The following is a 26,146-nucleotide window of genomic DNA, read 5'->3' as shown; positions in this document are numbered from 1 at the left end:
TTACGTTTCGATGACGTGGAGAGCTTCATCGCCGCCGATGACGGCGTCGGCGCTGATGCGGCGATCAAAGGTAGCGAGAAGCCCGTGGTTGTGGACCGCCAGGCTGAGCAGATAGCAATCCGTGACTTGGTGAGAAGAGCGTATCTGGTCGATGCGGACGACATTGTCGTCCAGAAGGCTGACGGACTCGGACCAGAATCGATGCCCGGGAGCTTTCTGTAAATCCTTGAGGTGGTCCACGACGACGACAGGCGATCCGGGCCAGTTCGGATAGCGGGGATTTGCCAAAATGCGGATGACGCCGTTTTCCGTAATCGCGCAGGTTGCCCAGCTTTTGTTTGCTTTCGCCGTAAACCAGTTGTGAGCGATATCGTGATGGACGTGATGGGGGTCGATGAGCGCAATCAGCACATTGACATCGAGGAGATAGGTCACGGTTCCTCATCACGCAACGCGTTGACGATTTCCGGTGTTACCGGCACGCCGTTCGCGCGCTTGGGGAGAACGGGAATGCCGTTGCGGATTTCCCAGGGAGCCGAAATTTTAAGCGAGCGCCGTGCGAGTTCGGACACGACGTCGTCGATGCTCCTGTTCTGCTTCCTGGCGATCTCCTCAGCCGCGACAAAGACGTCCTTCTCAATTGCGACGGTGTTGCGCATGGGCTTCTCCATATCCATGCCCCTAATGTAGCGAGAAACGCTACATTCTCAAGTGAGCGGTCATGGTGTGCTTGACATTCCCATGACACCGGCCTAAAGACCGCGCCAGCACCGGGCAGCAATGTCCGGTGTTTCATTTGACATGTCCCGTGGCCTTTCCGTTCGCGAATGTGAGAGGCCTGTCAGAACTTCCAAAAACGAGGTTCAGAGGAGGGCGTGTTTCCTTGATCCGCGCTGGCGACGGTGCGGTGTAACGTTCTGAAAGGAAATGCGATGAGCAAGCGCGAATCGTCCAAGTACAAAATCGACCGCCGCATGGGCGAAAACATCTGGGGTCGTCCGAAGTCCCCGGTCAATCGCCGCGAATACGGCCCGGGCCAGCACGGCCAGCGCCGCAAGGGCAAGCTCTCCGACTTCGGCGTGCAGCTGCGCGCCAAGCAGAAGCTGAAGGGCTACTACGGCGACATCCGCGAGAAGCAGTTCCGCGCCACCTACGACGAAGCCAACCGCCGCAAGGGTGACACCTCGGAAAACCTGATCGGCCTGCTCGAGTCGCGTCTGGACGCGATCGTCTACCGCGCCAAGTTCGTTCCGACGGTCTTCGCTGCCCGCCAGTTCGTCAACCATGGTCACGTCACCGTCAACGGCGTTCGCGTCAACATCGGTTCCTACCGTTGCAAGGTCGGCGACGTCATCGAAGTTCGCCAGAAGTCCAAGCAGCTCGTTTCGGTCCTCGAAGCCGTCGGCCTGACCGAGCGTGACGTTCCGGATTACGTCGAAGTCGACCACAACAAGATGGTTGCGACCTTCGCTCGCGTTCCGACCCTGTCCGACGTTCCGTACCCGGTCGTCATGGAACCGCATCTGGTCGTCGAATTCTATTCGCGTTAATTTCGCGAATCGGTATTCAAGATTTGGAAAGCCGCTCTTCGGGGCGGCTTTTTTATTGACGAGAGGGAGCGCGGATGCCGGATTTGCAGACCATCGTTGAAGACATTCATCAGGCGCTTCTGCCGCGGCTCGGTGAAGGCGCCGTTGCCGACTACATTCCCCAGCTTGCGAAGGTCGATCCGAAGCAGCTGGGCATCGCCGTCGCCACCACCGGCGGCGAACTGCACATGGCCGGCGATGCCGCCACGCCGTTCTCGATCCAGAGCATTTCCAAGGTGTTCATGCTGACGCTGGCGCTCGGCAAGGTCGGCGAGGGCATCTGGAAACGGGTCGGCCGCGAGCCGTCCGGATCGCCGTTCAACTCCATCGTCCAGCTGGAACGCGAAAACGGCATCCCGCGCAATCCCTTCATCAATGCCGGCGCAATTGCCGTCACCGATACCGTGCTGGCCGGCCACCAGCCGCGGGAAGCGATCGGCGAATTGTTGCGTTTTGTCCGATACCTGGCCGACGACGATACCGTGTCGATCGACGATGCCGTCGCGCGTTCGGAAACGCAGACCGGATTTCGCAATTTCGCGCTTGCCAACTTCATGCGCTCCTTCGGCAATATCGATCACCCGGTCGAACATGTGCTCGGCGTCTATTTCCATCAATGCGCGCTGTCGATGACCTGCGCGCAGCTCGCCCGCGCCGGCCTGTATCTGGCCGCGCGCGGCGCCAATCCGCTGACGGGCCATACCGTGGTCTCGGCCAAGCGGGCGCGGCGCATCAACGCGCTGATGCTGATGTGCGGCCATTATGACGGCTCCGGCGAGTTCGCCTACCGCGTCGGCCTGCCGGGCAAGAGCGGCGTCGGAGGCGGCATTCTCTGTGTTGCGCCGGGTGTCGCCTCGATTGCGGTGTGGTCGCCGGGCCTGAACAAGGTCGGCAATTCGCTGCTGGGCTCGGAGGCGCTGGAAATGCTGGCGGCGCGCACCGGCTGGTCGGTTTTCGACATGTAAAGCGCATGCGGCGCTGTCGCCGGCAAAAACACCTTGATCTTGCCGTCCATAGCAGGCATTGCCTTTGCGCATCAGCCCGCAACGGTTTGTCCGGAACGAGACGCCATGAACATCGCCATACCGGTCATCGATGAGCCGGAGATTACGGACGAGGCGGCCGAAGGCGGCGCCCATCCGCTGTTTGCCGAGGCCCCCCGCTCGGTTTCCTTCAACAAGCTGCGCAAGCGCCTGCTGCGCCAGGTCCGCCAGTCGATCGAGGATTTCGGCATGCTGAAGGGCCAGAAGCGCTGGCTCGTCGGCGTTTCCGGCGGCAAGGACAGCTACGGCCTGCTGGCGCTGCTGCTCGACCTCAAATGGCGGGGGCTGCTCCCTGTCGAGCTCATCGCCTGCAACCTCGACCAGGGACAGCCGAATTTTCCAAAGCATATCCTGCCGGAATACCTGACGAGCATCGGCGTGCCGCACCGCATCGAATATCGCGACACCTATTCGATCGTGAAGGAGAAGGTTCCTGCGGGCGCGACCTACTGTTCGCTCTGTTCGAGGCTGCGGCGCGGTAATCTCTACCGCATTGCCCGCGAGGAGGGGTGCGACGCGCTCGTCCTCGGCCATCACCGCGAGGACATTCTCGAAACCTTCTTCATGAACTTCTTCCATGGCGGGCGGCTTGCCGGCATGCCGGCCAAGCTTTTGAACGACGAGGGCGACCTGATGGTGCTGCGTCCGCTGGCTTATGCGGCCGAGGATGATCTTGCGAGGTTTGCCGCCGCCATGCAGTTCCCGATCATTCCCTGCGACCTCTGCGGCTCGCAGGACGGCCTGCAGCGCAATGCCATGAAGGCGATGCTCGCCGATATCGAAACGCGCATGCCGGGCCGCAAGGACACGATGCTGCGGGCGCTGGCGCATGTGAACCCGTCGCACCTGCTCGATCCGAAACTCTTCGATTTTTCCAGTCTGATGTCCGTTGAGAGGAATGTATCCGATGACCGTTGATGTGACTGCGCTTGCCGATCTGTTGCGGCGGGCGGCGAAGGCCGAAATCATGCCGCGCTTCCGGCGCCTGGGCGAGGGCGATGTCCGCGCCAAGACCGAAGCCACCGACCTCGTCACCGAGGCGGACGAATCGGCCGAGCGGATGATGCGCGCCGAACTGGCGAAGACGCTGCCCAACGCCGTCTTCATCGGCGAAGAATCCGTCGCCAGCGATCCGGACCTGCTCTACAAGCTGCCGGATGCGGAACTGGCGATCGTTGTCGACCCGGTGGATGGCACATTCAACTTCGCGGCCGGCGTGCCGGCCTTCGGTGTCATGGCGTCCGTCGTCTGGAAGGGCGAGACGGTTGCCGGCATCATCTACGACCCGATGGGCGACGACTGGGTGATGGCGGAGAAGGGCTCAGGTGCCTGGCTACGCCGTCCGGAGGACAGCGATGCCGTACGGCTGAAGGTGGCGGCCCCTGTCGATCTCGAACATATGGTCGGCATGGCATCGACGGGTTACCTTGAAAAGCCGGTCCGCGCCGAAGTGATGCAAAACCTTGCCAAGGTGCGGTACGCCGCCAGCTACCGTTGCGCCGCGCATGAATACCGCGCCTTTGCCGGCGGCCATGTACATTTCGTCATGTACAACAAGCTGATGCCCTGGGACCATCTGGCCGGTGCGCTGATCTCGCAGGAGGCCGGTGCCCATGTGGCGCGTCTCGACGGCTCTGCCTATCTTCCGAAGCATGTGGACGGCGGTCTGCTGCTCGCGACCGACAAGGATTCCTGGCAGCAGTTGAAGTCGGAAGTTTTTGCCGCCATCTGATCAAAGCGGAAACAAAATGAAAAAAGCGCGGGACCTCGCCGGCCCCGCGCTTTTTTTTCGTCGCGTAGTATTTTCAGACGCGGGGATTGTGGGGGTGGAAGAGTTGTCCCTTTTCGCCGATCAGCACGAAGATCAGGCCGACGATGGAGACGCTGAAGAAACCGGCCACCATCGGCAAGGCGGTGCCGTCGAACGCCTGGCCGATGGCCGCGCCGATGGCGGCGCCGCCCACCGTGCTCATGAAACCCAGAACGGAGGAGGCGATGCCGGCGACGTGGCCGAGCGGCTCCATGGCCAGCGAATTGAAGTTCGAACCGATCCAGCCGAACTGGAACATCGCCAGCCCGAAGAGGCTGAGGAACAGCATGAATGGCATCGGTTGCGGCCCGAAAAGCTGAACCAGCAGCCACAGGAAGGTGATGCCGATGAAGCCGAGAAGCGAGGCGTGCGACAGGCGGCGCATGCCGAAACGGCCGACCAACCGGGAATTGAGGAAGGATGCGAACGACATGAACAGCGCCACGGCGGCAAAGGCGACCGGGAAGAGGACACCCAGACCGTAGATGCCGACATAGATCTGCTGCGCCGAGTTGATGAATCCGAACAGCGCGCCGAAGATGAAGGTGCTGGCGATGGTGTAACAGAGAGCGATACGGGTGGTCAGCACGATGCGAAAGCCGCCGAGCACCGATGAAAAGGTGAAGGGGCGGACATCGGCGGGGTTCAGTGTCTCCGGCAGGCGCAAGTACATCCAGGTCGTGACGATAAGTCCGGCGACGGCAATGAACAGGAAGATGAGATGCCAGTTGCCGACCAGCATCACCGTCTGGCCGATGCCGGGGGCGATGACCGGAACGACCATGAAAACCATCATGATCAGCGACATGGCTTCCGCCATGCGCCGGCCGCCATAGACGTCGCGGACGATCGACACGGTGATGACGCGGGTCGCGGCCGAGCCGACACCCTGGATGAAGCGCAGGGCGAGCATCAGGCCGAAGGACGGCACTGCGACGATGGCAAGGGCGGAGATGATGTATATTATCAGCCCGATCAGCATCGGCAGGCGGCGGCCGAACCGGTCGGACAGCGGCCCGTAAAACAGCTGTGCGATACCGAAGCCGACGAGGTAAGCCGAAACGACATATTGCCGATGGTTTTCGTTCTCGACGCCAAGGCTGGCACCAATCTCCTGGAGGCCAGGCAGCATGATGTCGATGGCGAGTGCATTCAGCGCCATCAGCAACGCCATCATGACGATGAATTCAACTTTACCCATGCCCTTGAGCTGGGCGGGCATGGTCTCGGATGCGGATGTCACGATGGAAAATCCCGGATAAAAGGTAAGGCGCCGTTATTATCCGGCGCCTTTGCAAAATTCCAATGAAAATTCGGAATGAGTCCGATTATATCAGGCCGCACCACGCACCGCGATGCCCTGCTGCTCCAGATGCGTCTGCAACTCGCCGGCCTGGAACATCTCGCGGACGATGTCGCAGCCGCCGAGGAACTCGCCCTTGATGTAGAGCTGCGGAATGGTCGGCCAGTTGGAGTAATCCTTGATACCCTGGCGGATCTCAGCGTCGGCGAGCACGTTGATGCCCTTGTAGTCGATGCCGAGGTAGTCGAGGATCTGCACCACCTGGCCGGAGAAACCACACTGCGGGAACTGCGGCGTGCCTTTCAAGAAGAGCACGACGTCGTTGCTCTTGACTTCGTTGTCGATGAATTCGTTGATGCCGCTCATGAGGCTCTTTCCTTTCACATGCGGGTTCAAGATCCGCAGTTTTGACCGTTCGGCTTAAATAGCAATGCTGCAAAACGAATTCCAGCGCTGCAACGAAAAAACGCCTTGAAACCGTTGGCTTTCAACGGCCGGAAGCAGCGTTATTGTGTCGCGTCGCAGCGTTCTTCGCCGGTTTTGTCGATCTTGAGCGATTTCAGGTCAAGCTGCTTGCGTTCGACAACCGCCGAGCCCATGCCGTTTGCCTGGTTTTCCGCAAAGCCCGGGCAGTTTTCCGCGGTTGCCTCGCCTGTGCGTTCCCAGAAGGCCAGCGTGTTGCCGGACACCTCATATTCGTCGGCCGGCACATCCAGAACGGCTTTGCCGGTGGACAGGTCGTAGACGACGAGGTCGCCCTGCGGCCCGGTCGAGCGGGTGAGGATCAGGTATTTTCCGGACTGGTCGCCGTACCACAGCGGATCGCCGGGTTCTCCGATGACAAGGTCCGCCTTGTCGGCATCGAAGCGACAGGACGCCGGCTTTTTCTTGCCCCTGAGTGCCGTCACGGCAAATTGCGCGCCGGCATCCTCGTCGTCGCTCTGCACTGCCACGGCATATTCCTTGTTGGCGTGGCATTCCACCTCGCCGGCCATGGCGGCGAGGGGCGTCAAAAGGAAGGCGGCAGCGAGAGAGGCGAAGGCAATCGGTCTCGGCATGGCTTTTTGGTTTCCCGTGACGTGGGGAGTTCTATCGGCTGCGCTGCTTGCTGCGGCCCGCCGCCGTGCGGCGGCGGCTGACCTGTTTTCTTGCCGGCTTGCTGGCGGCAGTCGCAGTCTTCTTGACGAAGCGCCCGGTCGTCGCCGACCGGGTCTGCCGCTTCTTGCGTTTGGTCGCGGTGCTCTTGCCTTTGCCCTTTTTCAGGATTTCCTTGAGCACGCTGTTCATGATGCCCGTGACCAGTTCCTTCACCAGATCAGCCATGCGTTCCTCCCGCAGTCAGGGCCGTATTCAGTTCAATCGGGCGCGCTGGTCTGCAGGGCGAGCGCGTGCAGCACACCGCCCATATTGCCCTGCAGGGCATTGTAGACCATCTGGTGCTGCTGGACGCGGGTCTTGCCGCGGAATACCTCGGCGACCACTTCTGCTGCGTAGTGGTCGCCATCTCCGGCCAGATCACGAATGGTCACCTTGGCGCCAGGGATGCCTGCGCGGATCATGTCTTCGATATCGCCGGGTTTCATGGGCATTTTGGGTCACTCCTCAGACTATTCAGCGGCGGCGACAGTTCCCGAGCCGCCCTCCATGAAGTCAGGGAACCACGATTCATGGGCCGAACGCAATTGCTCAATTGAAACAGGCCGTGCAGAACCCAATGTCACCCACGATCCGCCGGTGCGGCCGATCCACGGGCAGAAGACGCCGGCGGCTTCGGCGCGTTCCTGCACCTTGGTGAGATTGCTTTCCTTGACGGTGATCACGTAGCGGCCCTGGTCCTCGCCGTAGAACACCGGGATGGGATCGTGATCGTTGAGCTGGTTGAGATGGGCGCCGATGCCGGAGGCCATCGCCATCTCGGCAACGGCGAGCGCAATGCCGCCGGAGGAGCAATCATGCACCGCCGTCGCCAGGCCGTCGGCGATCAGGGCGCGGACGAAATCGCCGACCTTCTTTTCATGAGCGAGGTCGACATGCGGGGCGGGGCCATCGGTGCGGCCGTGGATATCGCGCAGGTAGACCGACTGGCCGAGATGCGTGCCCCAGCTTGCCGGCGCGCCGGCGAGCAGGATTGCCTGGCCCTGTTCGGCAAAACGGATGCGCGCCATCTTCGTCCAGTCCTTGAGCAGGCCGACACCGCCGATGGTAGGGGTCGGCAGAATGCCCTGGCCGTTGGTTTCGTTGTAAAGAGAGACGTTGCCGGAGACGATCGGGAAGTCGAGTGCGGTGCAGGCTTCGCCGATGCCCTTGATGGCATGCACCAGCTGGCTCATGATCTCCGGCCGTTCCGGATTGCCGAAGTTGAGGTTGTCGGTTGCAGCCAGGGGCAGGGCGCCGGTGGCGGTGATGTTGCGCCAGCATTCGGCGACCGCCTGCTTGCCGCCTTCAAAGGCGTCGGCTTCGACATACCGCGGCGTCACGTCGGAGGAAAAGGCAAGCGCCTTCTTTGCATGGCCCTCGACGCGCACCACGCCGGCGTCGCCGCCGGGAAGCTGCACGGAATTGCCCTGGATCAGCGTGTCGTACTGCTCGTAGACCCAGCGGCGCGACGAATTGTTGGCGGAGCCGACGAGCTTTAGCAGCGTTTCGGCCACATCGGCCTGCGGAACGTCGTTGCTGGCCAGCGGTGCGGCGACCTTGGCCGGCGTCCACGGGCGGTCGTATTCCGGCGCCTCGTCGCCCAGTTCCTTGATTGGCAGATTGGCGACTTCCTCGCCCTGGTGGATGACGCGGAACCGCAGATCGTCCGTCGTCTTGCCGACGATGGCGAAGTCGAGGCCCCATTTGACGAAGATCGCCTTTGCTTCCTCTTCCTTTTCCGGCCGCAGCACCATCAGCATGCGTTCCTGGCTTTCGGACAGCATCATTTCATAGGCGCTCATGCGCTCTTCGCGCACCGGCACCTGGTCGAGATAAAGCTCGATGCCGAGGTCGCCCTTGGCGCCCATTTCGACCGCAGAGCAGGTGAGACCGGCGGCGCCCATGTCCTGGATGGCGATGACTGCGCCGGTCTTCATCAGTTCGAGGCAGGCTTCCAGCAGGCACTTTTCGGTGAAGGGATCGCCGACCTGCACGGTCGGGCGCTTTTCCTCGATCGATTCGTCGAATTCGGCCGATGCCATGGTGGCGCCGCCGACACCGTCTCGGCCGGTCTTGGCGCCGAGATAGACGACCGGCAGGCCGACGCCCTTGGCTTCCGAGAGGAAGATGGCATCCGATTTCGCGAGGCCGGCCGCAAAGGCGTTGACGAGGATGTTGCCGTTGTAGCGGGCATCGAACTCGACCTCGCCGCCGACGGTCGGAACGCCGAAGGAGTTGCCGTAACCGCCGACGCCGGCGACGACGCCGGCCACGAGGTGGCGGGTCTTCGGATGATCTGGCGCACCGAAGCGAAGGGCGTTCATCGCCGCGATCGGCCGGGCACCCATGGTGAAGACGTCGCGCAGGATGCCGCCGACACCGGTCGCCGCACCCTGGTAGGGCTCGATGTAGGAGGGGTGATTGTGGCTTTCCATCTTGAAGACCACCACGTCGCCGTCATCGATATCGACGACGCCGGCGTTTTCGCCCGGCCCCTGGATGACGCGCGGCCCCTTGGTCGGCAGGGTACGCAACCATTTCTTGGAGGATTTGTACGAGCAGTGCTCGTTCCACATGGCCGAAAAGATGCCGAGTTCCGTAAAGGTCGGCTCGCGACCGATCAGCGAGAGGATGCGTTCGTACTCATCCGGCTTCAGACCGTGGGAGGCAATCAGGTCCGGCGTGATCGGGCGGGTGTTGGAAATGTTCATGGGTCTTGGGACATCCGTGCGATAGGGCGGCTTTTGGCGTCTCTTTAGCGCAGTTGCGTGGACTGCGCGACAGGAAAATCAAACGCCGGCCCCACTATCCCGTCAAGGATCGCAAGGCCGGCGATGATCATTTCGAAGGGTCTGCAAGCCGATGCGGTATGCAGACAGGATCAGAACTTGTAACCGACGGCGAGACCGGCGCGGGTCAGGCCGTTGTTGGTGTCGCCGCACAGATTGGCGTGCGAGGAGTGCTCGACCTGAGCCAGCACGCGCCAGTTCTGCGTCACGTCGTAACCGATGGCTGCATATTCGCGGAACAGCGTGCGGCAGCCGAGTTTCGGGCCGCGCGTGCCGTCATAATCCAGATCGCCATTGTGGATCATGCCGCCGAAGCCGACTTCGAGAAAGGCCTTTTCCGTGATGTTGGCGTTCCAGGCCAGACCGGTGAACAGCATGCTCGCTTCGCGGCTGTCGCTTGCGACCGTACCGCCGACATAGACGCGCGGGCGCAGGATATGCTCCTTCCAGCCGACAGCCGTATCGTTGTTGAAGGGATCGAAGAACATGGTCACCTGGTAGAAACTGCCACGTTCGTCATTGGTGCGGGTCTTGTCCACGGCGATCTGGGCGCCGAAACGCAACTCGTCGAAGAAGGGTTCCTGCGTCGCAGGGGCGCCCTCGAAGTCTGCGGCCATCGAGACGGAGGACATAAGAAGGCCCGCTATTACCGATACGGCCGAGACAGCCGCCATGCGCACTGCCGAAAATTTGCCGAAATGAAATGCCATTCCAGAAAAGCCCCCAATCCCCGTTGAATCGCTGATTTGGCGGGACGTTAACACTTGCCCTGATCACTGGTAAAGGGCGGATATGCCACACTCATGAATAACTGTCGTAACCTGCCGATCCTGTTTCCAGGAGGCGGCGGACGATCTGGAATCCCTTGTCGGCCTCTTGCGCCGAGGCCTGGGTCGAAAAGCCGATTCGAACGCGGTGGAAGGTCTTGTCGGAGCGGCCGGCCTTGAATTCGTCCTCGTCATCGACCAGCACGCCCTCGCGGAAGGCAGCGTTCTTGAAGATGCCGGAAAGCCACGGATCGGGAAGCTTCAGCCACAGGAAGGGAATGCCTGCTGCGGCGGAAAATTCGAAACCGGCAAAGGTTTTGCGGGCATAATCCACCCGTTTGCTAAGTTCGGCGATGGTTTTTGCGCGAATCTCCGCGGCTTCTCCCGAAAGCACCATGCGGGCACAGAGTTCGGCAAGCAGGAAGGGCATGCCGCCGGTCACCATCTTGTGGGCGATGCTGACACGGTGGCTGAAATGCGCCGGGCAGGCGACCCAGCCGCCGCGCACGCCGGCGGCCACGGATTTCGAAAATCCCCCGACGAGGAAAGTCCGTTCCGGCGCGAACTCCGTTAAAAGCGGTGTCGTGTCGGTGCTCATCGCGCCGTAGAGATCGTCCTCCACCAGCCAGACATTGTGCTTGCGGGCGATTTCGCCGATGGCCCGGCGGCGTTCCGCCGGCATGCAGATGCCGGTCGGATTGTGCGCCGTCGGCATCAGGAAAGCGAGTTTTGGGTGTTGCTGGGCGCAGAGGCGTTCGAAATCGGCCGGGATGACACCCTGGTCGTCGGACTCCACCAGGGCGGTCCGCCTGCCGATCAGCCCGGCACTGCGGCTGATCCGCGAATAGGTCAGGTGTTCGAAGACGATCTTGTCGCCCGGCGCCGTGACGGCGGAGATTATGGCCATGATCGCCGCATGGGCGCCCAGCGCCGGCACGATGCTGTCCGGGGCAGGGCGCCAGTTGCCTTTCGCCAGCCAGTTGGCGCCGGCCTGGAACCAGTGTGCCGGGAAGGTGCGGGTGTAGCTGGTGATGTCGAGCCCGTGGTCACGCGCGATATCGGCCAGGTTGCTGGCGATGGTGTCGCCCTGTCCGACATCCGGCGCCGCTGTCGAATCGAACCGCACCACGCCCGGTGGCGCATCGAGCGGCCGCGTCCCGGTCATCGACGCCGTGACGGGATCGGGCTGGGCCGAATTCTGGTTCTGCGGCGGCGGCAGCACGTAGGTGCCGCGCCCGACCTCGCCGCTGACGAGGCCGCGTTCGTGCACCAGCGAATAGGCGCGTCCGATCGTGCCGATGGTGACACCGATATCATAGGCGAGGTTGCGCTGCGGCGGCAATTTTGTCCCAGGTGACAACGTCCCTTCCGAAATCGCCGATTCGATGCTGTCGGCGAGGCGCACATAAAGCGGGCCGGTGCCGGTGGAAAGGTCGGGAAGCCAATTTGTCATGATGACAATTCTCTCTATTGTCACTGCTCATGAGTCAATTGTATCTCAATTTTCGTCGAATTCAATATCGCTTCAAGGAATGGCGGTGCAATATGCGCAGCACAAATCAATATATGGGTGCAATAGATACAATTTATCCGGACGGCTATAGGCGGGAAAGCCTGTTTCGCGATGCCGGCGAAATGCTCAGCCCTGGTCCGGGGCAAGGCGAGACCGGTCTTTTCAACCGGATCTGGACGTTTCTCAGTCTCTGGCAGCAAAAACGCACCGGCCGCCTGGCGTTGCGCGAACTGACGGACGACCAGTTGCTCGATATCGGCGTGAGCCGGAAGGAAGCGGGAATGGAAGTCGCGAAATCCTATTTCTGGGATTGACGCTTTTTCGGCTCACCGGCCGGAAAGAACGCCCTGCGCTGCCAGTCCCAACCGGCCGCGCAGGGTTTTTCTACACTACCGTCAGCAGCCCTGTCCGCCGGCAGCCCAGCGGTTGACGTCCCGGGTGACGCGTGCGCCGACCGCTTCGCCCATCAGCGGGCCAAAGGCCTCCAGCTTGGCAGGATTGCCTTCGGCGTGAACCACCAGCAGCGGACGCGCCTCCGGCCGCGTCTTGTGGACGACGAGGATGCGCGGACGGCCGGAGAAGGAATTCAGTTCCGGCGCCAGACGGTATGGCTTGAATGCGGCATCGCCCGACTTGAACCAGCAGGCATTGGCGCCGAGCGCCACGCGCTCCATCACCGGAAGTGCGGCGCGGTTTGCGGCCGGCGGGGTTTCAGGCTTCGTCTGGCAGGCGGCAAGCACTGATGCGACGACAAGGGTGCCGAAAATCGGCAAGGGGTGGAAAGAGCGGAAAACGGCCATGTCAGTCTCTGATCGATTGCTACAGTACCGTTCTAGCAGTTCCATGGTTAAGCAGCCATTACCCGCATGATCCGCGGCCGTTTCGGCCTTCGTCGCTTCATCGGGTTTTCTCGAGCTCTCGGAAAAAAGATGGCCGCCTTGGCGCAAGGCTCCAACTGCCCGGTGTCGCTCCTTGAAGGGCCGGCGTGGCGACAAGCCCAATAAAAAACGCCGGCAAGAGTTGCCGGCGTCGGAAAAGCAGCCTGCCAGCCAGCCTCAGGCGGCGATGACGTCGAGCGCCGAGGCGAAGATGCCGCGTCCATCGGAACCGCCATGGGCGGCTTCGATCAGGTTTTCCGGGTGCGGCATCATGCCCAGCACGTTGCCCTTTTCGTTGATGATGCCGGCGATGTCGTTCAGCGAGCCGTTCGGGTTGGTGCCTTCGGCATATTTGAACACCACCTGGCCATTGCCTTCGAGCGACTTCAGGGTCTCGGCCTCGACGAAATAGTTACCGTCGTGATGGGCGATCGGGCAACGGATGATCTGTCCCGCCGCATAGGCGCGGGTGAAGTCCGTCTCGGCGTTGACGACCTGCAGCTTGATTTCCTTGCAGACGAATTTCAGCGAGGCGTTGCGCATCAGCGCACCCGGCAGCATTCCGGCCTCGACGAGGATCTGGAAGCCGTTGCAGACGCCGAGAACCTTGACGCCCTTCTCTGCTTTTTCCTTGATCGCCTGCATCACCGGCATGCGGGCGGCAATCGCGCCGCATCGCAGGTAGTCGCCGTAGGAGAAGCCGCCCGGGATGACGATCAGGTCGACATCATCGGGAATGCTCGTTTCCGTCTGCCAGACGGTGATCGGCGCCTGGCCGGAGATTTTCGTCAGCGCCGCGATCATGTCGCGGTCGCGGTTGAGACCAGGAAGTTGGACGACGGCGGATTTCATGGGTGCGGTTCAAACCTTGCTTGAGCTTCTGCCAGTTCACGGAGTTCGAGGCGGTTTTCGATACGGTCGAGGCGATTTTCGTGTCGGGCGAGAACGCCGTAGATATTATGAACATCCTGCTGCATCGAGATCATCGTGCCGCGTATGCTTTGGATCTCGCTCTTGATTTCACCAAGCGAAGTATCAACACGATCGATGCGCTGGTGCATCCGCTTGAGCAATTCGTACATCAGCTCGTTGGTAACTTCCGCCATCGCTAGCTCCACAACCTTCAGTCGAGGGCGATAGTATAGTTCTCAATCACCGTGTTTGCGAGCAGTTTTTCGCACATCGCCTTGAGGTCGGCCTCGGCCCTGGCGCGGTCTTCGCCATCCAGCTCGAGATCGAACACCTTGCCCTGGCGGACATGGCCGACGCCTTCGAAGCCGAGGGCGCCGAGGGCGCCTTCGATGGCCTTGCCCTGCGGATCGAGAACGCCGTTCTTCAACGTGATGGTCACGCGTGCCTTGATCACTATCGTCTTCCCCTAAAGAACTTACTTTACCAGAACCGGACCGGTGCCGCGGACGGGCTCGTTTTCATTGATGATGCCGAGGCGGCGCGCGACTTCCTGGTAGGCTTCGAGCAGGCCGCCGAGATCTTCGCGGAAACGGTCCTTGTCGAGCTTCTGCCGTGTCTCGATGTCCCAGAGGCGGCAGCTGTCGGGCGAGATCTCGTCGGCGAGGATGATGCGCATCATGTCGCCTTCGAAGAGGCGGCCGCATTCGATCTTGAAGTCGATCAGCTGGATGCCGACGCCGAGGAACAGGCCGGTCAGGAAGTCGTTGACGCGGATGGCGAGCGCCATGATGTCGTCGAGCTCGGCCGGGTTGGCCCAGCCGAAGGCGGTGATGTGCTCTTCGGAGACCATCGGGTCGTCAAGCGCATCCGACTTGTAGTAGAATTCGATGATCGAGCGCGGCAGGACGACGCCTTCGTCGATGCCGAGGCGCTTGGCCATAGAGCCGGCGGCGACGTTGCGCACGACGATCTCCAGCGGGATCATTTCCACTTCCTTGATCAACTGCTCGCGCATGTTCAGCCGGCGGATGAAATGCGTCGGAATGCCGATCTTGTTGAGATGGCTGAAGATGTATTCGGAAATCCGGTTGTTCAGGACGCCCTTGCCATCGATGACATCGTGTTTCTTCTTGTTGAAGGCGGTCGCATCGTCCTTGAAGAACTGGATCAGGGTGCCCGGCTCCGGACCTTCGTAAAGGATCTTGGCCTTGCCCTCGTAGATACGGCGGCGACGGTTCATGGTATTTTTCTCTGTTGCTGGCGCTCTTGGGCAGCGCGTGGAACGTTCGTCAGTGCGGTCCCTTATCGGAAAAGTCCGGAATCCACAATGCGCCTGTGTCGGCTTCCAGGGGAATTCATCGGAGCCCTCTCATCTTTCCGCGGGAATCGCGTTTGGCGGCTTCTATTTGTCACCATGATTTTCACCTTTGTAAGGCCGGCCGCGTTCTGCTTTCGCCACGGCCGCTCGGTTTTGCCGCCCCATCCTGCCGTTTGCAGCCTGCGTGGCGCTTTCTTCGCGTGCGCCGCAATTTGGCAAACTTCGCATTGCACTTTCGTCATGCATTTGATTTATGGAAACGGAACCCATACGAACACGACACGCCGGGGAGATTCTTATATGAGCACCATGAGTGATCGCGAAAAGGCCTTCGAAAGCAAATTCGCGCTGGACCAGGAATTGAAGTTCAAGGCTGAGGCGCGACGCAACAAGCTGCTTGGCCTGTGGGCCGCCGAACTTCTCGGCCGCGCCGATGCCGACGCCTATGCACGCGATGTGATCGCTTCCGATTTCGTCGAAGCCGGCGACGAAGACGTGTTCCGCAAGATCCGCGCCGATTTCGATGCTGCAGGCGTAGCCGTCAGCGACACCGACCTGCGCAGCAAGATGCTCGAGCTTCTGGCGCAGGCCGTGGAGCAGATCCAGAACAGCTGATTTCGAGCGAAATCGTTTCAAACTCCGGGCCGCGGACATCCTGTTCCGCGGCTTTTTTGTGGGTCAGCCCTTGCCGGCGCGGCGGATCTTGCCAAGCATCTCGTGGACGGGATGTTCGTCGGCACGCCAGGCTTCGCTGATGAGAAATGGCTCTATCGCCTCGAAGGCCATCGGCCGCGCCAGCGCCCAGCCCTGGAGAATGTCGCATCCGAGTTCGGAAAGAATGCGGACGTGATCGCGGGTCTCGACGCCTTCGGCCACCACCTTGATGTTCAGCGACCGACCGATCTCGATGATCGAGCCGACCATCTTGCGCTGTTCGGCCGATGTCGGGATGAGTTTTATCAGTTCCCGGTCGATCTTGAGGGTGGTCGGGCTGATGCGGAGCAGGCTGACGATCGAGGCGTGGCCGGTGCCGAAATCATCGATCTCGATATCGATGCCGAGCTTGCGCAACCGGGCGAGATTCTGCACCACGCCGGTATCGCAGGTATCGAGGAAAATCGATTCCAGCAGTTCGAAGGATACCGTGCCCGGCTTGATCTTCATGCCGCGCAGCTTTTTCGTCAGGGCGGGGTCGTTCAGCCGACGGGCAGACACGTTGACCGAAATCTTCGGCACCGGAAGCTTCTTGGCCATCCATAGCTGGTGGTGGGCATGCGCCTTTTCCAGCACCAGCGCGTCGATCATCGATACCACGTCGAGATCTTCAGCGACGGAAAGGAACTTGTCGGGAGTGAGGATGCCCTTTTCCGGATGAAGCCAGCGCACCAGCGTTTCCACGCCGGTAACATCCAGCGTGCGCGCACAGAATTGCGGCTGGTAGAACGGGACGAACTGGTCCTGCTCCAGCGCATACAGGATCTCGTCGGCCAGCCGCTTGTTGTGAATGATCTGGTTCTGCAGGTCGCGGGAGAAGAATTCGTGGCGGTTGCGGCCGAGGTTCTTGGCACGGTAGAGGGCGATATCGGCATTCAGCAGCAGCTGCTTGGCGTTCAGCTCCGCACCGCCGTCGCTGGCGATGCCGATGCTGGCACCGAAGCGGATGGTATGCCCGTCATAAAGCACCGGTTTGCACAATTCCTTGATGATGCGGTCGGCGAGCGAGGCGAGCTTGCGCTGCGTGCCGCCCATGTCGGTGAGCAGCACGAATTCGTCGCCGCCGATGCGCGCGACGAAATCCTGGCTGCGCAGGTTGGATTTGAGCACATTCGCCGCGTGCTGCAGCATGGTGTCGCCGGCCCGGTGACCGAGCGTGTCGTTGATCTGCTTGAAGCGGTCGAGGTCGATATGAAAGATCACCATCGTCGAGCCGCTGCGCCGGCATTCCTCGGCGCGTGCGTCGAGAACCTCGTCCAGATAACGACGGTTGGGAAGCCCGGTGAGGTAGTCGTGCAGGGCGTTGTGCTCGATGCGCGCCTTGGCCATCTCCAGTTCGCGGTTGCGTGCCTCTGCCAGCGTTTTCGCCCGTTCCAGCTCGCGGCGCAGGATGACGTCGCCGGTAACGTCCCAGTTTGCGCCCACCAGCCTGCGCTTGCCGTTGGCGTCCCGGAAAGCCTTGTTGCGCGATTCGATATGGCGGACCTTGCCGTTGCCCAGCACCACTCTGTAGTCGTTGCGGAATTCGTTTTCGCCATCGAGGTGGTCTGCGACGCAGGCGAGCGCCGTTGCCGCATCTTCGGGATGCAACAGCGATTCCCAGATTTGGCCGGGCTTGAGGTTGGGTGTTCCTTCCATGCAGAACATCTCCAGCAAGCGGTCGTCCCAATCAACCATGTCGGTTTCGAGATCCGCCTCGAACACGCCGATATCGGAGATCGACAGTGCCAGTTCGAGGCGCCGCGACAGCTGTGCCAGCATTTCTTCGGCGGCCTTGCGTTGGGTGATGTCGGTATCGGTGCCGATCACCCGCGTCGGCTTGCCGTCGCGATCCCATTCCACCGCCGCGCCGCGGCATTCGATCCAGACCCAGTGGCCGTCCTTGTGACGCTCGCGGTACTGGAACATGGCATAATTCGGATCGCCGCTGTTTTGCCGCTGGATCGCTTCGACGACAAAGTCGCGGTCTTCCGGGTGGAGCAGCAGCAGCCAGCTCTCGAAACCATCGGCGGATTTTTCGTCCGGCGCCAGTCCGCGTATGGCTTTCCAGGTGTCGGAATAATACATGACGCCTGTCGCATAATTCTGATCCCACACGCCGGTGCCGGAATTCACCAGGGCATCCCGCCAGCGGTTTTCCCGCAGGATGAGATCGTCTACCTGGATCTTGCGGCTGTGAATATCGAATGTCGTCACGAGGACCGTTGCCGGTGATGAAACGGCGGATGCGTTCAGAGCGAAGCGATACCAGTGGTATCCGTCTTCCGGGGTTCCGCACCGCAGTTCGATCCGGCCATTGTCGACCTCGCCGCGTTGCGTCGCGGCGATCAGCCCGGCCAGATCGGCGCGACTTTCGGGATGGACAAGATCGACCAGCGCCAGGCCTTTGACAGGCAGGCCTTGAGGTTGAAGTTTGGCAAAGGCAGGGTTGTGGCAAAGGATAAGGCCACCGGCATCAAGAAATGCCAGGCCACTGGAAATGCCTGCAACGATCTCTCGCAGGCATTTTTCATCGGCCATGATCTGACCGCTATCTGAAGCCTTGGTCTTACGATGTGACGTCAACGCAAAAACTCGCTTGGACAAGGGTCTATAGTGCCAAGAGAGATTTAAAGCCCCATTAATTCGTTTTCGGGAAAGGATCTGCGGCCTTATACCTGCAGCCGGCTCAGGAACTGGGCAAAGACCATCGAGCCTTCCGGCCACGGGCCGTGACCGGATGCGGTGTTGAGGTGGCCCGAATCGCCGGCATCGATCAGCAGCGAACCCCAGGCATTGGTGATGTCCTCGGCGTGATCGTAGGTGCCGAACGGATCGGAGCGGCTGGCAATGGTGATCGAGGGAAACGGCAGCGGATCGCGTGGGTAAGGCCCGAATGCCACCAGTTCTTGCGGCAGGAGGTCGGAGGGCGTCAGGTCCGGTGGCGCGGCCAGGAAGGCGCCGGCGATGCGCTGGCCGAACTGCGGTGCGGCATGCACCACGGCTGCGACACCGAGCGAATGCGCCACCAGCACCACCGGCTTCGTCGCCGCTTCGACGGCCTCGATGATCCGGCCCGTCCAGTCGCCCAGGGCCGGCGTCATCCAGTCGTCCTGCTCGACGCGTCGTGCCGTGCTGAGCTTTTCCTGCCAGCGGGTCTGCCAATGCTGCGGGCCGGAATTGCCGTGGCCGGGAATGATGAGGATGTCTGCTTCCGATACTTTCATGGCTGTGATGTGCGGTTGCGCGGTTGCCGTGTCAAGGGGAAACGATGGCGCTGCAGGCACCATCGCCACTCCGGACCGGGGTCACTTGGTCAGCGGGTAACATTTGTCGGTGGAAAAGGCGCCGGAATTGAACCCCATCTGGCAGATCACCACGGCGTCGTCCTTTTCGAGGAAAACCGCATAGCTTTCCGAGATCGGTGCCACGTTGATGATGTCGTAACCGGACTTGAGCAGTTCCAGGATCGATTGCGGCGTTTGCGCCGCGGCGAGCCCGGCAAAGGACGAAGAAAATATTGCGGCAAGGAACAGGATTTTAGGAAACCTCATGCTTAGACTCCCTGGGATACGTGCGACAGCGCACGGCAGGCAGTCTAATACAGAGTCTCACGCCGGCGAAGTGCGCTTCGGCACTGCCGCCGGCATGTTTTTTTCGATTGCCGTCGGCAGCCGATCAAACGGTGCCGAACACCCGGCGGAAGATCGTGTCGACATGCTTGGTATGGTAGCCGAGGTCGAATTTTTCGCGGATATCGGCTTCGGAAAGGGCGGCCCGCACTTCCTGGTCGGCGAGAAGCTCTTCCAGGAAGTCCTTGCCCTGTTCCCAGACCTTCATGGCGTTGCGCTGCACCAGGCGATAGGCATCCTCACGCGAGACGCCGGCCTGGGTGAGGGCCAGCAGCACGCGCTGCGAATGCACGAGGCCACGGAACTTGTTGAGGTTCTTCAGCATGTTGTCCGGATAGATCACCAGCTTCTCGACGACGCCGGCAAGCCGGTTGAGCGCGAAGTCCAGCGTGATCGTCGTGTCGGGTCCGATGGCGCGCTCGACGCTCGAATGGCTGATGTCGCGTTCGTGCCACAGGGCGACGTTTTCCATCGCCGGCACCACCGACATGCGCACGAGGCGCGCGAGGCCGGTAAGGTTTTCGGTCAGCACCGGGTTACGCTTGTGCGGCATGGCCGACGAACCCTTCTGGCCGGGCGAGAAGAACTCTTCTGCCTCCAGCACCTCGGTGCGCTGCATGTGGCGGATTTCGACGGCGACGTTCTCGATCGACGAGGCGATGACGCCGAGCGTGGCGAAGAACATCGCATGGCGGTCACGCGGGATGACCTGCGTCGAGACCGGCTCCGGAATGAGACCGAGCTTTTCGCAGACATGTTCCTCGACCCGCGGATCGATGTTGGCGAAGGTGCCGACAGCGCCGGAGACGGCGCCGGTCGCCACTTCGGCGCGGGCGGCGACGAGGCGTTCGCGGTTGCGGTTCATCTCGGCATAGAAGCGGGCGAGCGTCAGGCCCATCGTCGTCGGTTCGGCATGGATGCCGTGGCTGCGGCCGATGCGGATGGTGTCCTTGTGCTCGAAGGCGCGGCTCTTCAGCGCCGCAAGCACACGGTCCATGCCGGCGAGCAGGATATCGGCAGCGCGGACGAGCTGGATGTTGAAGGTGGTGTCGAGCACGTCGGAGGAGGTCATGCCCTGGTGGATGAAACGACTGTCCGGGCCGACGAATTCGGCGAGGTGCGTCAGGAAGGCGATGACGTCGTGCTTGGTGACAGCCTCGATCTCATCGATGCGGTCGACGTCGAAGTTGGCCGCGCCGCCCTTTTCCCAAATGGTCGCGGCGGCCGATTTCGGGATGACGCCGATATCGGCAAGGGCGTCGCAGGCATGCGCCTCGATTTCGAACCAGATGCGGAACTTGGTTTCGGGTGACCAGATGGCGACCATTTCTGGACGGGAATAACGGGGGATCATGGGATATCGCTTTCGTCTGGAGCGGCAGTTGCGGTCGCTTTAGCAAACCCGGCCGATAATCTCAACGCATGCGGCGTGCGAGAAAGACGCTTGCGGCGATCAGGAAGACGAGGCCGAGCGGCAGATAGAGGCGGATGCCGAGCACCAGGAACTGATAAGTGGCGGAAGCCGAGGTAAAGAGGAACTGCAGCACCCAGATGCGGGTGCCGAAGGGCTGATGCCACTGCGAATAGAAAAGCCGGTATTGCATCGCAAACAGGAAGGCCGTCGCCAGGATGGTGGCACAGGTCAGCGTCAGGAAAAAAGCGGCGAACCGCGTTTCGGGCGAACGGCGGAAGGCAAGGAAGCGGCCGACAGGAACGGCAACGAGCCAGGCGAGCAGGCCGCCGGCGAAATAGAGCAGCATCAATTCCTGCAGATGCGCCGTCTGCAGCCGAAAGCGCAGGTAGAGGCCGAGAAGGGCGGCGGCGGCCATCAGCAGGCCCCAGGCGACGGCGCCGACCAGCAGGCCGGGCAGGGGCGGGCGCGCCGAGGCTATCCGCTGGCGCAGCCGGCTTGCCTGTGCCGGGGTTGAGGGAACGCCTGCCGCGGCAGCCGACAGCGTCGTCATGGCCGCACCGGCACGGCGATCCTAAATATTCCTTTCACCCGCGGCCTCCTTCGGCTTTCTGCCGCAGAGCGTCGATGGTTTTGCGGTAATCGTCAACGCCGGCGCCCTTGAAGATGGCCGAGCCGGCCACCAGCACGTTGGCACCCGCGGCAATGATTGCCGGTGCCGTCTCGGTCGTCACGCCGCCGTCGACCTCCAGTTCGATCGGCCGGTCGCTGATCATCGCCTTGGCGGCGCGGATCTTGTCGGCCATCGCCGGAATGAATTTCTGGCCGCCGAAACCCGGATTGACGCTCATGATGAGGATCAGGTCGACATCGTCCAGCACGTTTTCCAGCACCGAGAGCGGTGTGGACGGGTTGAGCGTTACGCCGGTGCGCTTGCCGAGGCTGCGGATCGTCTGCAGCGAGCGGTGCAGGTGTACGCCGGCTTCCGCATGCACGGTGATCGAATCGCAGCCGGCCTTGGCAAAGGCTTCGAGATAAGGATCGGCGGGGGCGATCATCAGGTGGCAATCGAACAGCGCCTTGGAATAGGAGCGCAGCGACTTGATGACGTCGGGGCCGAAGGAGATGTTCGGCACGAAATGCCCGTCCATGACATCGAGATGGATCCAGTCGGCGCCGGCTTCCGTCACATCGCGCACTTCCTGTCCCAGTCGGGCAAAATCGGCGGCGAGAATCGAGGGGGCGATACGGATGGGCAGGGTCATGGAGGTACTCCGTCGGTGGCGATGAAGCCGGTTGTTAGCACCGCAGGCGCGGAGGAACAACAAGACCCGCTCCATTTGTCCGGAGTTTGGAAGGCCTGCCGTTCATTCCGTTGGCGGTGTCGGTGTCGCGAAGGCATTGCCCCGCCATTCGAGCACCTGGTAGGGATTTTCGGTCAGTTCATGCGTATCGGTGAAGCGCACCGGTCCAAGCACCGTTTCGAAGGCCCGCATCTGCAACGCTTCGATGATCGGCTTGTTCTCGTTGGCGGCGATGCTGGCCGCTTCCCCGACGATCCCCGCCGCCGCATAGGCCGGCAGCACATAACCTTCCGGCTCCACGGTACTGGCGCGGAATGCCTTCACCAGTGCGGCATTGGCGGGATCGGCGGCATGATCCGGCAGCACGACGGCGCGGACGCCGTCCTTCAGTGGCACGGGCTGGTTTGCGGCGTTCAGGGCGTCGCCGCCGAGCAGGGTCAGCTTGATGTTTTCCTGCGTCGCGTCGCGGGCGATCACGGCGGCATCGGCACGGTCGCCGCCGATGAAGACCTGGGTGGCGCCGGCTTTCTCCAGCCGGCGCACCAGCGCCAACTGCTGGTCCTGGCCGGGCCGGTAGGTATCGGTGAACACCGGTTTCAACCCTTTTTCCTCGAGCGCGTTGCGGACCGCCTCGGTCAGTTCACGGCCGTGGATCGTGCCGTCCTCGACCAGTGCGATCGGCTGGCTCGCCCAGTCGCTGAGAATGAAATCGATGATCCGCCGTGCTTCCGATCCGTCCGCCGGCGCCAGGCGATAGAGCGGCCATCCGGCCGTCAGCGCGTCTTCCATAAGGATGGTGGCGCGCACCGACACGGTGACGACGGGAACCTGCGCTTCCTTGAGAGCCGGCAGGGCGCCTTCCAGCGTCTCGCTGCACAGGAAACCGACGGCGGCGACCACCTTGGCATCGACGATCTGCCTGGCGATCGCCGCACCGCTGTCCGGCTCGCAATTTTCGGCGATCGGCACGGCCGTATTGCCATCGGCGGCGATTCTTGCGGCGGCGCCGTCGAAGATCTGCTTGCCGAGCAGCGCAAAATTGCCCTCTGTCGGCGCAACGACGCCGATGGACAGGCCGGCGGCCTGCGCGGTGCCGGCAAGCAGCGAAAAAGCGATGGTGAACGGCAGATAGCCTGAAAAACGCATGAAACCCGAAATCCCGCCCCGTGCCGTCGTGGCACGCAGTCTTCTTATGATCGGTCGAAACTCCGCCGTCAAAGAAAAAGGCGGGATTTCGTCCCGGCGGGACTTGAGTTCATGCCGGAGCATGGAAAAACAGGGATTGCGAATCCATATGTCGGAAAGACGGCAGCCGCCGGGCAGGGAGACCAACATCGTTGCGTGAAGAAATTTTCGATCCGGCGCTCTATCGCGACGCCATGAGCCGATATGCGGGACATGTGCAGATCGTGACCACGGCGCTGGGAGAGGCCCGTCGCGGCGTGACGATCACCGCCGCCTGCTCGGTATCCGACAATCCCGCCAGCGTTCTCGTCTGCCTCAACGGCAGCAATCCGAACAACGAGATCTTCTTTTCAAGCGGCGTTTTTGCGCTGAACAGCCTGCATGCCGACCAGCAAGTGCTGGCGGATGCCTTTGCCGGCCGCCCGGCCATGGACGGCGAGGCGCGTTTTGCGCTGGCCGAATGGCAGGTGATGGCGACGGGTGCGCCGGTGCTTTCCGATGCAGCCGTCGCTTTCGATTGCCGTGTGACCGAGATGAAGCGCATGTCGACGCATGCGGTGCTTTTCGGCCAGGTCGAAGCCATTCATTTCGGCCCGCGCAAACCTTCGCTCATCTATCTGGACCGGGGCTATAGGGCGTTATAAGCTCGGCTGAGGGATTGGAGACGACATGACGGATCACACTGCGCGCGCCCTGCCGGGCTCGATCGACGAGACGCTGGAGATGCTGGCGGCGCATGATTATCTCGCGGGCCGCTCGCTGGCGACCGTGTTGTTCCTGGCGCTGAAGATGCAGCGGCCGCTGTTCCTCGAAGGCGAGGCAGGCGTCGGCAAGACCGAGATCGCCAAAGTTCTGTCGAAGGCGTTCGGACGTCCGCTTATCCGGCTGCAATGTTATGAAGGCCTCGACGTCGCCTCCGCCGTGTACGAGTGGAACTATCCGGCGCAGATGCTGGAAATTCGCCTGTCGGAAGCCGCAGGCCTGACCGATCGCGACCGGATGGAAGCGGACATCTTCTCCGAGCGTTACCTCATCCGCCGGCCGGTGCTGCAGGCACTGTCTGCGGTCGAAGGTCGTGCGCCGGTCTTCCTTATTGACGAGCTCGACCGCACCGACGAGGCCTTCGAGGCGTTCCTCCTGGAAATCCTCTCCGATTTCCAGGTGACTATCCCCGAACTCGGCACCATCCGTGCCGCCGAACCGCCGATCGTCATCATCACCACCAACCGCACCCGCGAAATCCACGATGCGCTGAAGCGGCGCTGTCTGTATCACTGGGTCGATTATCCGCAGGCGGCACAGGAACTGGAGATCATCCGGCGCAAGGCGCCAGGCTGCAACGACCTGCTGTCGCGCCAGATCGTCGCCTATGTGCAGAAGCTGCGCACCCTCGACCTGTTCAAGAATCCCGGTGTCGCCGAAACCATCGACTGGGCGACGGCGCTGACCGAACTCGACCGGATGGCGCTCGATCCCGAGACCATCTCCGATACGCTCGGCGCCCTGTTGAAATACCAGGACGACATCGCCCGCATCCAGGGCGGCGAGGGCGCCAAGGTGCTGGCAGAGGTCAAGGCCGAGATGCTGGCCACGGGGTAGACGGTTGATGACGGGAGCGGCAACAGACGGTGTGATCGTCCCGCCCATCCCGGTCGGCGATGGCCGGCTGGCCGACAACATCGTCTTCTTCGGCAGGGCGCTGCGCAAGGCCGGCCTCAAGATCGGACCGGGTGCCATCACCGATGCGATTGCGGCGGTGGAAGCGATCGGCATCGGCTCCCGCGACGAGTTCCATGCCGCCCTCTGTTGCGTCTTCGTCAAGCGGCACGAAGATCTCGCCGTCTTCGACGAGGCTTTCCGCCTGTTCTGGCGGTCGCGCGACCTCGTCGAGAAGATGATCGCCATGATGTCGCCGGTGGCGCTCGACCACAGCGAGCGGCAGAAGGCCAAGCCCGGTTCGTCACGCGTCAGCGATGCGCTGTTTGCCGAAAAACGTCGGGAGCCGCAGCGCAAGGACGATCCGGATGTCGAGATCGACGCCCGCTTCACCATGTCCGGCAACGAACTGCTGCGCAGCATGGATTTTGCCCAGATGTCGGCGGCGGAGCTGGCTGCCGCCAAACGGGAGCTGTCGCGCCTCGAACTGCCGCTCGACATGGTGAAGACGCGCCGTTTCGCCACCTCGCATGTCCATCGCCATGTCGATCCGCGGGCGACGATGCGCGCCAGCCTGCGCACCGGCGGAGCGCTGGTCCTGCCGCGTTACCGCGAAGCCAGGCAGATCCATCCGCCGCTGGTGGTTTTGGCCGACATTTCCGGCTCGATGAGCCAGTACACCCGCATCTTCCTGCATTTCCTGCATGTGTTGACCGAGCGTCGGCGCCGGGTGCATACCTTCCTGTTCGGCACCAGGCTGACCAACGTCACGCGCCAGCTGCGTCACAAGGATCCCGACGAGGCGTTCGACGAATGCGCCCGGCTGGTCCGGGACTGGTCGGGCGGCACACGCATCGGCGAGACGCTGCACGAGTTCAACCGGCTGTGGTCGCGGCGGGTGCTGGGGCAGGGCGCCGTCGTGCTGATGATCACCGATGGCCTGGAGCGTGAAGGCGTCGAGCAGCTTGCCGCCGAAATGGACCGGCTGCACCGCTCCTGCCGGCGGCTGATCTGGCTCAATCCGCTGCTGCGCTTCGAGGGTTTCGAGGCGCGTGCCCGCGGCGTGCGCGCCATGCTGCCGCATGTCGACGAATTCCGCACCGTCCACAATCTCTCTTCGCTGGCGGACCTGGTGGCCTCGCTCAGCGGCAGCAGGAGCCGGGATGCCGATCCCCGACGTTTTCTCAAGCAGATGACAAGGTGAAG

The 26,146-nt window shown here is 62.0% G+C and carries 32 protein-coding genes; 10 read left to right on the top strand and 22 right to left on the bottom strand.

The window, feature by feature from the left end:
• Positions 1-435, bottom strand: a complete 435-nt coding sequence (locus DEM27_RS09300) for a TA system VapC family ribonuclease toxin (RefSeq protein WP_109457938.1) — start codon at positions 433-435, stop codon at positions 1-3.
• Positions 432-659 (bottom strand): CopG family transcriptional regulator, encoded by a 228-nt coding sequence (locus DEM27_RS09295; protein WP_109458204.1) that lies wholly within the window; start codon positions 657-659, stop codon positions 432-434. The genes DEM27_RS09300 and DEM27_RS09295 overlap by 4 nt, the downstream gene beginning before the upstream one ends.
• Positions 660-932: 273 nt before the next feature.
• Here DEM27_RS09295 and rpsD point away from each other — a divergent pair, with 273 nt between their 5' ends.
• The 4 genes from rpsD to DEM27_RS09275 all read left to right on the top strand — a co-directional run bounded on the left by rpsD (position 933) and on the right by DEM27_RS09275 (position 4,364).
• Positions 933-1,550: a 30S ribosomal protein S4 gene (gene rpsD / locus DEM27_RS09290; protein WP_109457937.1), complete on the top strand. Its 618-nt coding sequence runs from the start codon at positions 933-935 to the stop codon at positions 1,548-1,550.
• A 74-nt stretch (positions 1,551-1,624) separates the two neighbouring features.
• The gene (locus DEM27_RS09285) at positions 1,625-2,554 is read left to right on the top strand and encodes a glutaminase (protein ID WP_109457936.1); all 930 of its coding nucleotides are present in this window, start codon (positions 1,625-1,627) and stop codon (positions 2,552-2,554) included.
• A 105-nt stretch (positions 2,555-2,659) separates the two neighbouring features.
• Positions 2,660-3,550: a tRNA 2-thiocytidine(32) synthetase TtcA gene (ttcA, locus tag DEM27_RS09280; RefSeq protein WP_109457935.1), complete on the top strand. Its 891-nt coding sequence runs from the start codon at positions 2,660-2,662 to the stop codon at positions 3,548-3,550.
• On the top strand, positions 3,540-4,364 hold the full coding sequence (locus DEM27_RS09275) for an inositol monophosphatase family protein (protein WP_109458203.1): 825 nt from the start codon (positions 3,540-3,542) through the stop codon (positions 4,362-4,364). Before ttcA ends, DEM27_RS09275 begins: the two co-directional genes overlap by 11 nt.
• Positions 4,365-4,437: 73 nt before the next feature.
• Here the strand turns inward: DEM27_RS09275 and DEM27_RS09270 are convergent, their stop codons facing one another.
• From DEM27_RS09270 to DEM27_RS09235, 8 genes are all read right to left on the bottom strand, one after another.
• Positions 4,438-5,643, bottom strand: a complete 1,206-nt coding sequence (locus tag DEM27_RS09270) for a multidrug effflux MFS transporter (protein WP_109458202.1) — start codon at positions 5,641-5,643, stop codon at positions 4,438-4,440.
• Positions 5,644-5,775: 132 nt separating this feature from the next.
• The gene (gene grxD, locus DEM27_RS09265) at positions 5,776-6,111 is read right to left on the bottom strand and encodes a Grx4 family monothiol glutaredoxin (protein WP_109457934.1); all 336 of its coding nucleotides are present in this window, start codon (positions 6,109-6,111) and stop codon (positions 5,776-5,778) included.
• A gap of 140 nt (positions 6,112-6,251) precedes the next feature.
• Entirely contained in the window at positions 6,252-6,803 is a 552-nt protein-coding gene (locus DEM27_RS09260) for a hypothetical protein (RefSeq protein ID WP_109457933.1), read from the bottom strand.
• Between the two features lie 31 nt (positions 6,804-6,834).
• Positions 6,835-7,068, bottom strand: a complete 234-nt coding sequence (locus tag DEM27_RS09255) for a hypothetical protein (protein WP_109457932.1) — start codon at positions 7,066-7,068, stop codon at positions 6,835-6,837.
• A gap of 32 nt (positions 7,069-7,100) precedes the next feature.
• The gene (locus DEM27_RS09250) at positions 7,101-7,334 is read right to left on the bottom strand and encodes a BolA/IbaG family iron-sulfur metabolism protein (RefSeq protein ID WP_109457931.1); all 234 of its coding nucleotides are present in this window, start codon (positions 7,332-7,334) and stop codon (positions 7,101-7,103) included.
• A gap of 18 nt (positions 7,335-7,352) precedes the next feature.
• Positions 7,353-9,593 carry a phosphoribosylformylglycinamidine synthase subunit PurL gene (gene purL, locus DEM27_RS09245; protein WP_109457930.1) on the bottom strand — a complete coding sequence of 747 codons (2,241 nt, stop codon included), beginning with the start codon at positions 9,591-9,593 and terminating at the stop codon, positions 7,353-7,355.
• Positions 9,594-9,763: 170 nt separating this feature from the next.
• The gene (locus tag DEM27_RS09240) at positions 9,764-10,345 is read right to left on the bottom strand and encodes an acyloxyacyl hydrolase (protein ID WP_109458201.1); all 582 of its coding nucleotides are present in this window, start codon (positions 10,343-10,345) and stop codon (positions 9,764-9,766) included.
• 127 nt (positions 10,346-10,472) lie between these two features.
• Entirely contained in the window at positions 10,473-11,891 is a 1,419-nt protein-coding gene (locus tag DEM27_RS09235) for an aminotransferase-like domain-containing protein (protein ID WP_109457929.1), read from the bottom strand.
• 38 nt (positions 11,892-11,929) lie between these two features.
• Here DEM27_RS09235 and DEM27_RS09225 point away from each other — a divergent pair, with 38 nt between their 5' ends.
• Positions 11,930-12,265 carry a DUF1127 domain-containing protein gene (locus tag DEM27_RS09225; protein WP_420028808.1) on the top strand — a complete coding sequence of 112 codons (336 nt, stop codon included), beginning with the start codon at positions 11,930-11,932 and terminating at the stop codon, positions 12,263-12,265.
• Positions 12,266-12,346: 81 nt separating this feature from the next.
• On the opposite strand, the gene DEM27_RS09220 is transcribed toward DEM27_RS09225, so the two are convergent.
• From DEM27_RS09220 to purC, 5 genes are all read right to left on the bottom strand, one after another.
• Positions 12,347-12,751, bottom strand: a complete 405-nt coding sequence (locus DEM27_RS09220) for a hypothetical protein (protein ID WP_109457927.1) — start codon at positions 12,749-12,751, stop codon at positions 12,347-12,349.
• 255 nt (positions 12,752-13,006) lie between these two features.
• The gene (gene purQ, locus DEM27_RS09215) at positions 13,007-13,681 is read right to left on the bottom strand and encodes a phosphoribosylformylglycinamidine synthase subunit PurQ (protein WP_109457926.1); all 675 of its coding nucleotides are present in this window, start codon (positions 13,679-13,681) and stop codon (positions 13,007-13,009) included.
• Positions 13,678-13,935 carry a hypothetical protein gene (locus DEM27_RS09210; protein ID WP_109457925.1) on the bottom strand — a complete coding sequence of 86 codons (258 nt, stop codon included), beginning with the start codon at positions 13,933-13,935 and terminating at the stop codon, positions 13,678-13,680. Before DEM27_RS09210 ends, purQ begins: the two co-directional genes overlap by 4 nt.
• A 17-nt stretch (positions 13,936-13,952) precedes the next feature.
• The gene (gene purS / locus DEM27_RS09205; protein ID WP_109457924.1) at positions 13,953-14,195 is read right to left on the bottom strand and encodes a phosphoribosylformylglycinamidine synthase subunit PurS; all 243 of its coding nucleotides are present in this window, start codon (positions 14,193-14,195) and stop codon (positions 13,953-13,955) included.
• A 21-nt stretch (positions 14,196-14,216) separates the two neighbouring features.
• On the bottom strand, positions 14,217-14,981 hold the full coding sequence (purC, locus tag DEM27_RS09200) for a phosphoribosylaminoimidazolesuccinocarboxamide synthase (protein WP_109457923.1): 765 nt from the start codon (positions 14,979-14,981) through the stop codon (positions 14,217-14,219).
• 378 nt (positions 14,982-15,359) lie between these two features.
• Between purC and DEM27_RS09195 the strand changes: the two genes are divergently transcribed.
• Complete coding sequence (locus DEM27_RS09195) at positions 15,360-15,674, top strand: DUF1476 domain-containing protein (RefSeq protein WP_109457922.1); 315 nt, start codon at positions 15,360-15,362, stop codon at positions 15,672-15,674.
• Positions 15,675-15,737: 63 nt separating this feature from the next.
• Here the strand turns inward: DEM27_RS09195 and DEM27_RS09190 are convergent, their stop codons facing one another.
• Positions 15,738-17,969 (bottom strand): sensor domain-containing protein, encoded by a 2,232-nt coding sequence (locus tag DEM27_RS09190; RefSeq protein WP_245445753.1) that lies wholly within the window; start codon positions 17,967-17,969, stop codon positions 15,738-15,740.
• A 54-nt stretch (positions 17,970-18,023) separates the two neighbouring features.
• Between DEM27_RS09190 and DEM27_RS34580 the strand changes: the two genes are divergently transcribed.
• The gene (locus DEM27_RS34580) at positions 18,024-18,311 is read left to right on the top strand and encodes a hypothetical protein (protein ID WP_245445751.1); all 288 of its coding nucleotides are present in this window, start codon (positions 18,024-18,026) and stop codon (positions 18,309-18,311) included.
• Between the two features lie 113 nt (positions 18,312-18,424).
• Here DEM27_RS34580 and DEM27_RS09185 read toward each other — a convergent pair whose 3' ends face one another.
• From DEM27_RS09185 to DEM27_RS09160, 6 genes are all read right to left on the bottom strand, one after another.
• Complete coding sequence (locus DEM27_RS09185; RefSeq protein WP_109457920.1) at positions 18,425-18,979, bottom strand: RBBP9/YdeN family alpha/beta hydrolase; 555 nt, start codon at positions 18,977-18,979, stop codon at positions 18,425-18,427.
• Positions 18,980-19,060: 81 nt separating this feature from the next.
• Complete coding sequence (locus tag DEM27_RS09180) at positions 19,061-19,306, bottom strand: hypothetical protein (RefSeq protein ID WP_109457919.1); 246 nt, start codon at positions 19,304-19,306, stop codon at positions 19,061-19,063.
• 124 nt (positions 19,307-19,430) lie between these two features.
• Positions 19,431-20,738, bottom strand: a complete 1,308-nt coding sequence (gene purB / locus DEM27_RS09175; RefSeq protein ID WP_109457918.1) for an adenylosuccinate lyase — start codon at positions 20,736-20,738, stop codon at positions 19,431-19,433.
• A gap of 61 nt (positions 20,739-20,799) precedes the next feature.
• On the bottom strand, positions 20,800-21,348 hold the full coding sequence (locus DEM27_RS09170; RefSeq protein ID WP_245445749.1) for a hypothetical protein: 549 nt from the start codon (positions 21,346-21,348) through the stop codon (positions 20,800-20,802).
• Between the two features lie 34 nt (positions 21,349-21,382).
• Positions 21,383-22,060, bottom strand: coding sequence for a ribulose-phosphate 3-epimerase (gene rpe, locus DEM27_RS09165; protein WP_109457917.1), 678 nt, complete (start codon positions 22,058-22,060; stop codon positions 21,383-21,385).
• Between the two features lie 102 nt (positions 22,061-22,162).
• Positions 22,163-23,245 (bottom strand): branched-chain amino acid ABC transporter substrate-binding protein, encoded by a 1,083-nt coding sequence (locus DEM27_RS09160; protein ID WP_245445747.1) that lies wholly within the window; start codon positions 23,243-23,245, stop codon positions 22,163-22,165.
• A 233-nt stretch (positions 23,246-23,478) separates the two neighbouring features.
• Between DEM27_RS09160 and DEM27_RS09155 the strand changes: the two genes are divergently transcribed.
• Genes DEM27_RS09155 through DEM27_RS09145 form a run of 3 tightly spaced genes read left to right on the top strand, consistent with a single transcriptional unit; the run spans position 23,479 to position 26,144 of the window.
• Positions 23,479-23,928, top strand: a complete 450-nt coding sequence (locus DEM27_RS09155; protein ID WP_109458197.1) for a flavin reductase family protein — start codon at positions 23,479-23,481, stop codon at positions 23,926-23,928.
• Between the two features lie 25 nt (positions 23,929-23,953).
• Positions 23,954-24,883, top strand: coding sequence for an AAA family ATPase (locus DEM27_RS09150; protein WP_109457916.1), 930 nt, complete (start codon positions 23,954-23,956; stop codon positions 24,881-24,883).
• A 7-nt stretch (positions 24,884-24,890) separates the two neighbouring features.
• Complete coding sequence (locus DEM27_RS09145; RefSeq protein WP_109457915.1) at positions 24,891-26,144, top strand: vWA domain-containing protein; 1,254 nt, start codon at positions 24,891-24,893, stop codon at positions 26,142-26,144.
• Positions 26,145-26,146 lie beyond the last annotated feature (2 nt).

Source organism: Rhizobium album (genome assembly GCF_003122325.1).
Taxonomy (GTDB): Bacteria; Pseudomonadota; Alphaproteobacteria; order Rhizobiales; family Rhizobiaceae; genus Metarhizobium; species Metarhizobium album.
The sequence above is the reverse complement of the archived record's forward strand: the minus strand, read 5'-3'. Positions and strand labels throughout refer to the sequence as shown.

Bases quoted from the DNA above. Each gene is read 5' to 3' on its own strand.
- DEM27_RS09295 (WP_109458204.1), bottom strand. From the start codon at position 659: ATGCGCAACACCGTCGCAATTGAGAAGGACGTCTTTGTCGCGGCTGAG.
- rpsD (WP_109457937.1), top strand. From the start codon at position 933: ATGAGCAAGCGCGAATCGTCCAAGTACAAAATCGACCGCCGCATGGGC.
- DEM27_RS09285 (WP_109457936.1), top strand. From the start codon at position 1,625: ATGCCGGATTTGCAGACCATCGTTGAAGACATTCATCAGGCGCTTCTG.
- ttcA (WP_109457935.1), top strand. From the start codon at position 2,660: ATGAACATCGCCATACCGGTCATCGATGAGCCGGAGATTACGGACGAG.
- DEM27_RS09275 (WP_109458203.1), top strand. From the start codon at position 3,540: ATGACCGTTGATGTGACTGCGCTTGCCGATCTGTTGCGGCGGGCGGCG.
- DEM27_RS09270 (WP_109458202.1), bottom strand. From the start codon at position 5,643: ATGGGTAAAGTTGAATTCATCGTCATGATGGCGTTGCTGATGGCGCTG.
- grxD (WP_109457934.1), bottom strand. From the start codon at position 6,111: ATGAGCGGCATCAACGAATTCATCGACAACGAAGTCAAGAGCAACGAC.
- DEM27_RS09260 (WP_109457933.1), bottom strand. From the start codon at position 6,803: ATGCCGAGACCGATTGCCTTCGCCTCTCTCGCTGCCGCCTTCCTTTTG.
- DEM27_RS09255 (WP_109457932.1), bottom strand. From the start codon at position 7,068: ATGGCTGATCTGGTGAAGGAACTGGTCACGGGCATCATGAACAGCGTG.
- DEM27_RS09250 (WP_109457931.1), bottom strand. From the start codon at position 7,334: ATGCCCATGAAACCCGGCGATATCGAAGACATGATCCGCGCAGGCATC.
- purL (WP_109457930.1), bottom strand. From the start codon at position 9,593: ATGAACATTTCCAACACCCGCCCGATCACGCCGGACCTGATTGCCTCC.
- DEM27_RS09240 (WP_109458201.1), bottom strand. From the start codon at position 10,345: ATGGCGGCTGTCTCGGCCGTATCGGTAATAGCGGGCCTTCTTATGTCC.
- DEM27_RS09235 (WP_109457929.1), bottom strand. From the start codon at position 11,891: ATGACAAATTGGCTTCCCGACCTTTCCACCGGCACCGGCCCGCTTTAT.
- DEM27_RS09220 (WP_109457927.1), bottom strand. From the start codon at position 12,751: ATGGCCGTTTTCCGCTCTTTCCACCCCTTGCCGATTTTCGGCACCCTT.
- purQ (WP_109457926.1), bottom strand. From the start codon at position 13,681: ATGAAATCCGCCGTCGTCCAACTTCCTGGTCTCAACCGCGACCGCGAC.
- DEM27_RS09210 (WP_109457925.1), bottom strand. From the start codon at position 13,935: ATGGCGGAAGTTACCAACGAGCTGATGTACGAATTGCTCAAGCGGATG.
- purC (WP_109457923.1), bottom strand. From the start codon at position 14,981: ATGAACCGTCGCCGCCGTATCTACGAGGGCAAGGCCAAGATCCTTTAC.
- DEM27_RS09195 (WP_109457922.1), top strand. From the start codon at position 15,360: ATGAGCACCATGAGTGATCGCGAAAAGGCCTTCGAAAGCAAATTCGCG.
- DEM27_RS09185 (WP_109457920.1), bottom strand. From the start codon at position 18,979: ATGAAAGTATCGGAAGCAGACATCCTCATCATTCCCGGCCACGGCAAT.
- DEM27_RS09180 (WP_109457919.1), bottom strand. From the start codon at position 19,306: ATGAGGTTTCCTAAAATCCTGTTCCTTGCCGCAATATTTTCTTCGTCC.
- purB (WP_109457918.1), bottom strand. From the start codon at position 20,738: ATGATCCCCCGTTATTCCCGTCCAGAAATGGTCGCCATCTGGTCACCC.
- DEM27_RS09170 (WP_245445749.1), bottom strand. From the start codon at position 21,348: ATGACGACGCTGTCGGCTGCCGCGGCAGGCGTTCCCTCAACCCCGGCA.
- rpe (WP_109457917.1), bottom strand. From the start codon at position 22,060: ATGACCCTGCCCATCCGTATCGCCCCCTCGATTCTCGCCGCCGATTTT.
- DEM27_RS09160 (WP_245445747.1), bottom strand. From the start codon at position 23,245: ATGCGTTTTTCAGGCTATCTGCCGTTCACCATCGCTTTTTCGCTGCTT.
- DEM27_RS09155 (WP_109458197.1), top strand. From the start codon at position 23,479: ATGAGCCGATATGCGGGACATGTGCAGATCGTGACCACGGCGCTGGGA.
- DEM27_RS09150 (WP_109457916.1), top strand. From the start codon at position 23,954: ATGACGGATCACACTGCGCGCGCCCTGCCGGGCTCGATCGACGAGACG.
- DEM27_RS09145 (WP_109457915.1), top strand. From the start codon at position 24,891: ATGACGGGAGCGGCAACAGACGGTGTGATCGTCCCGCCCATCCCGGTC.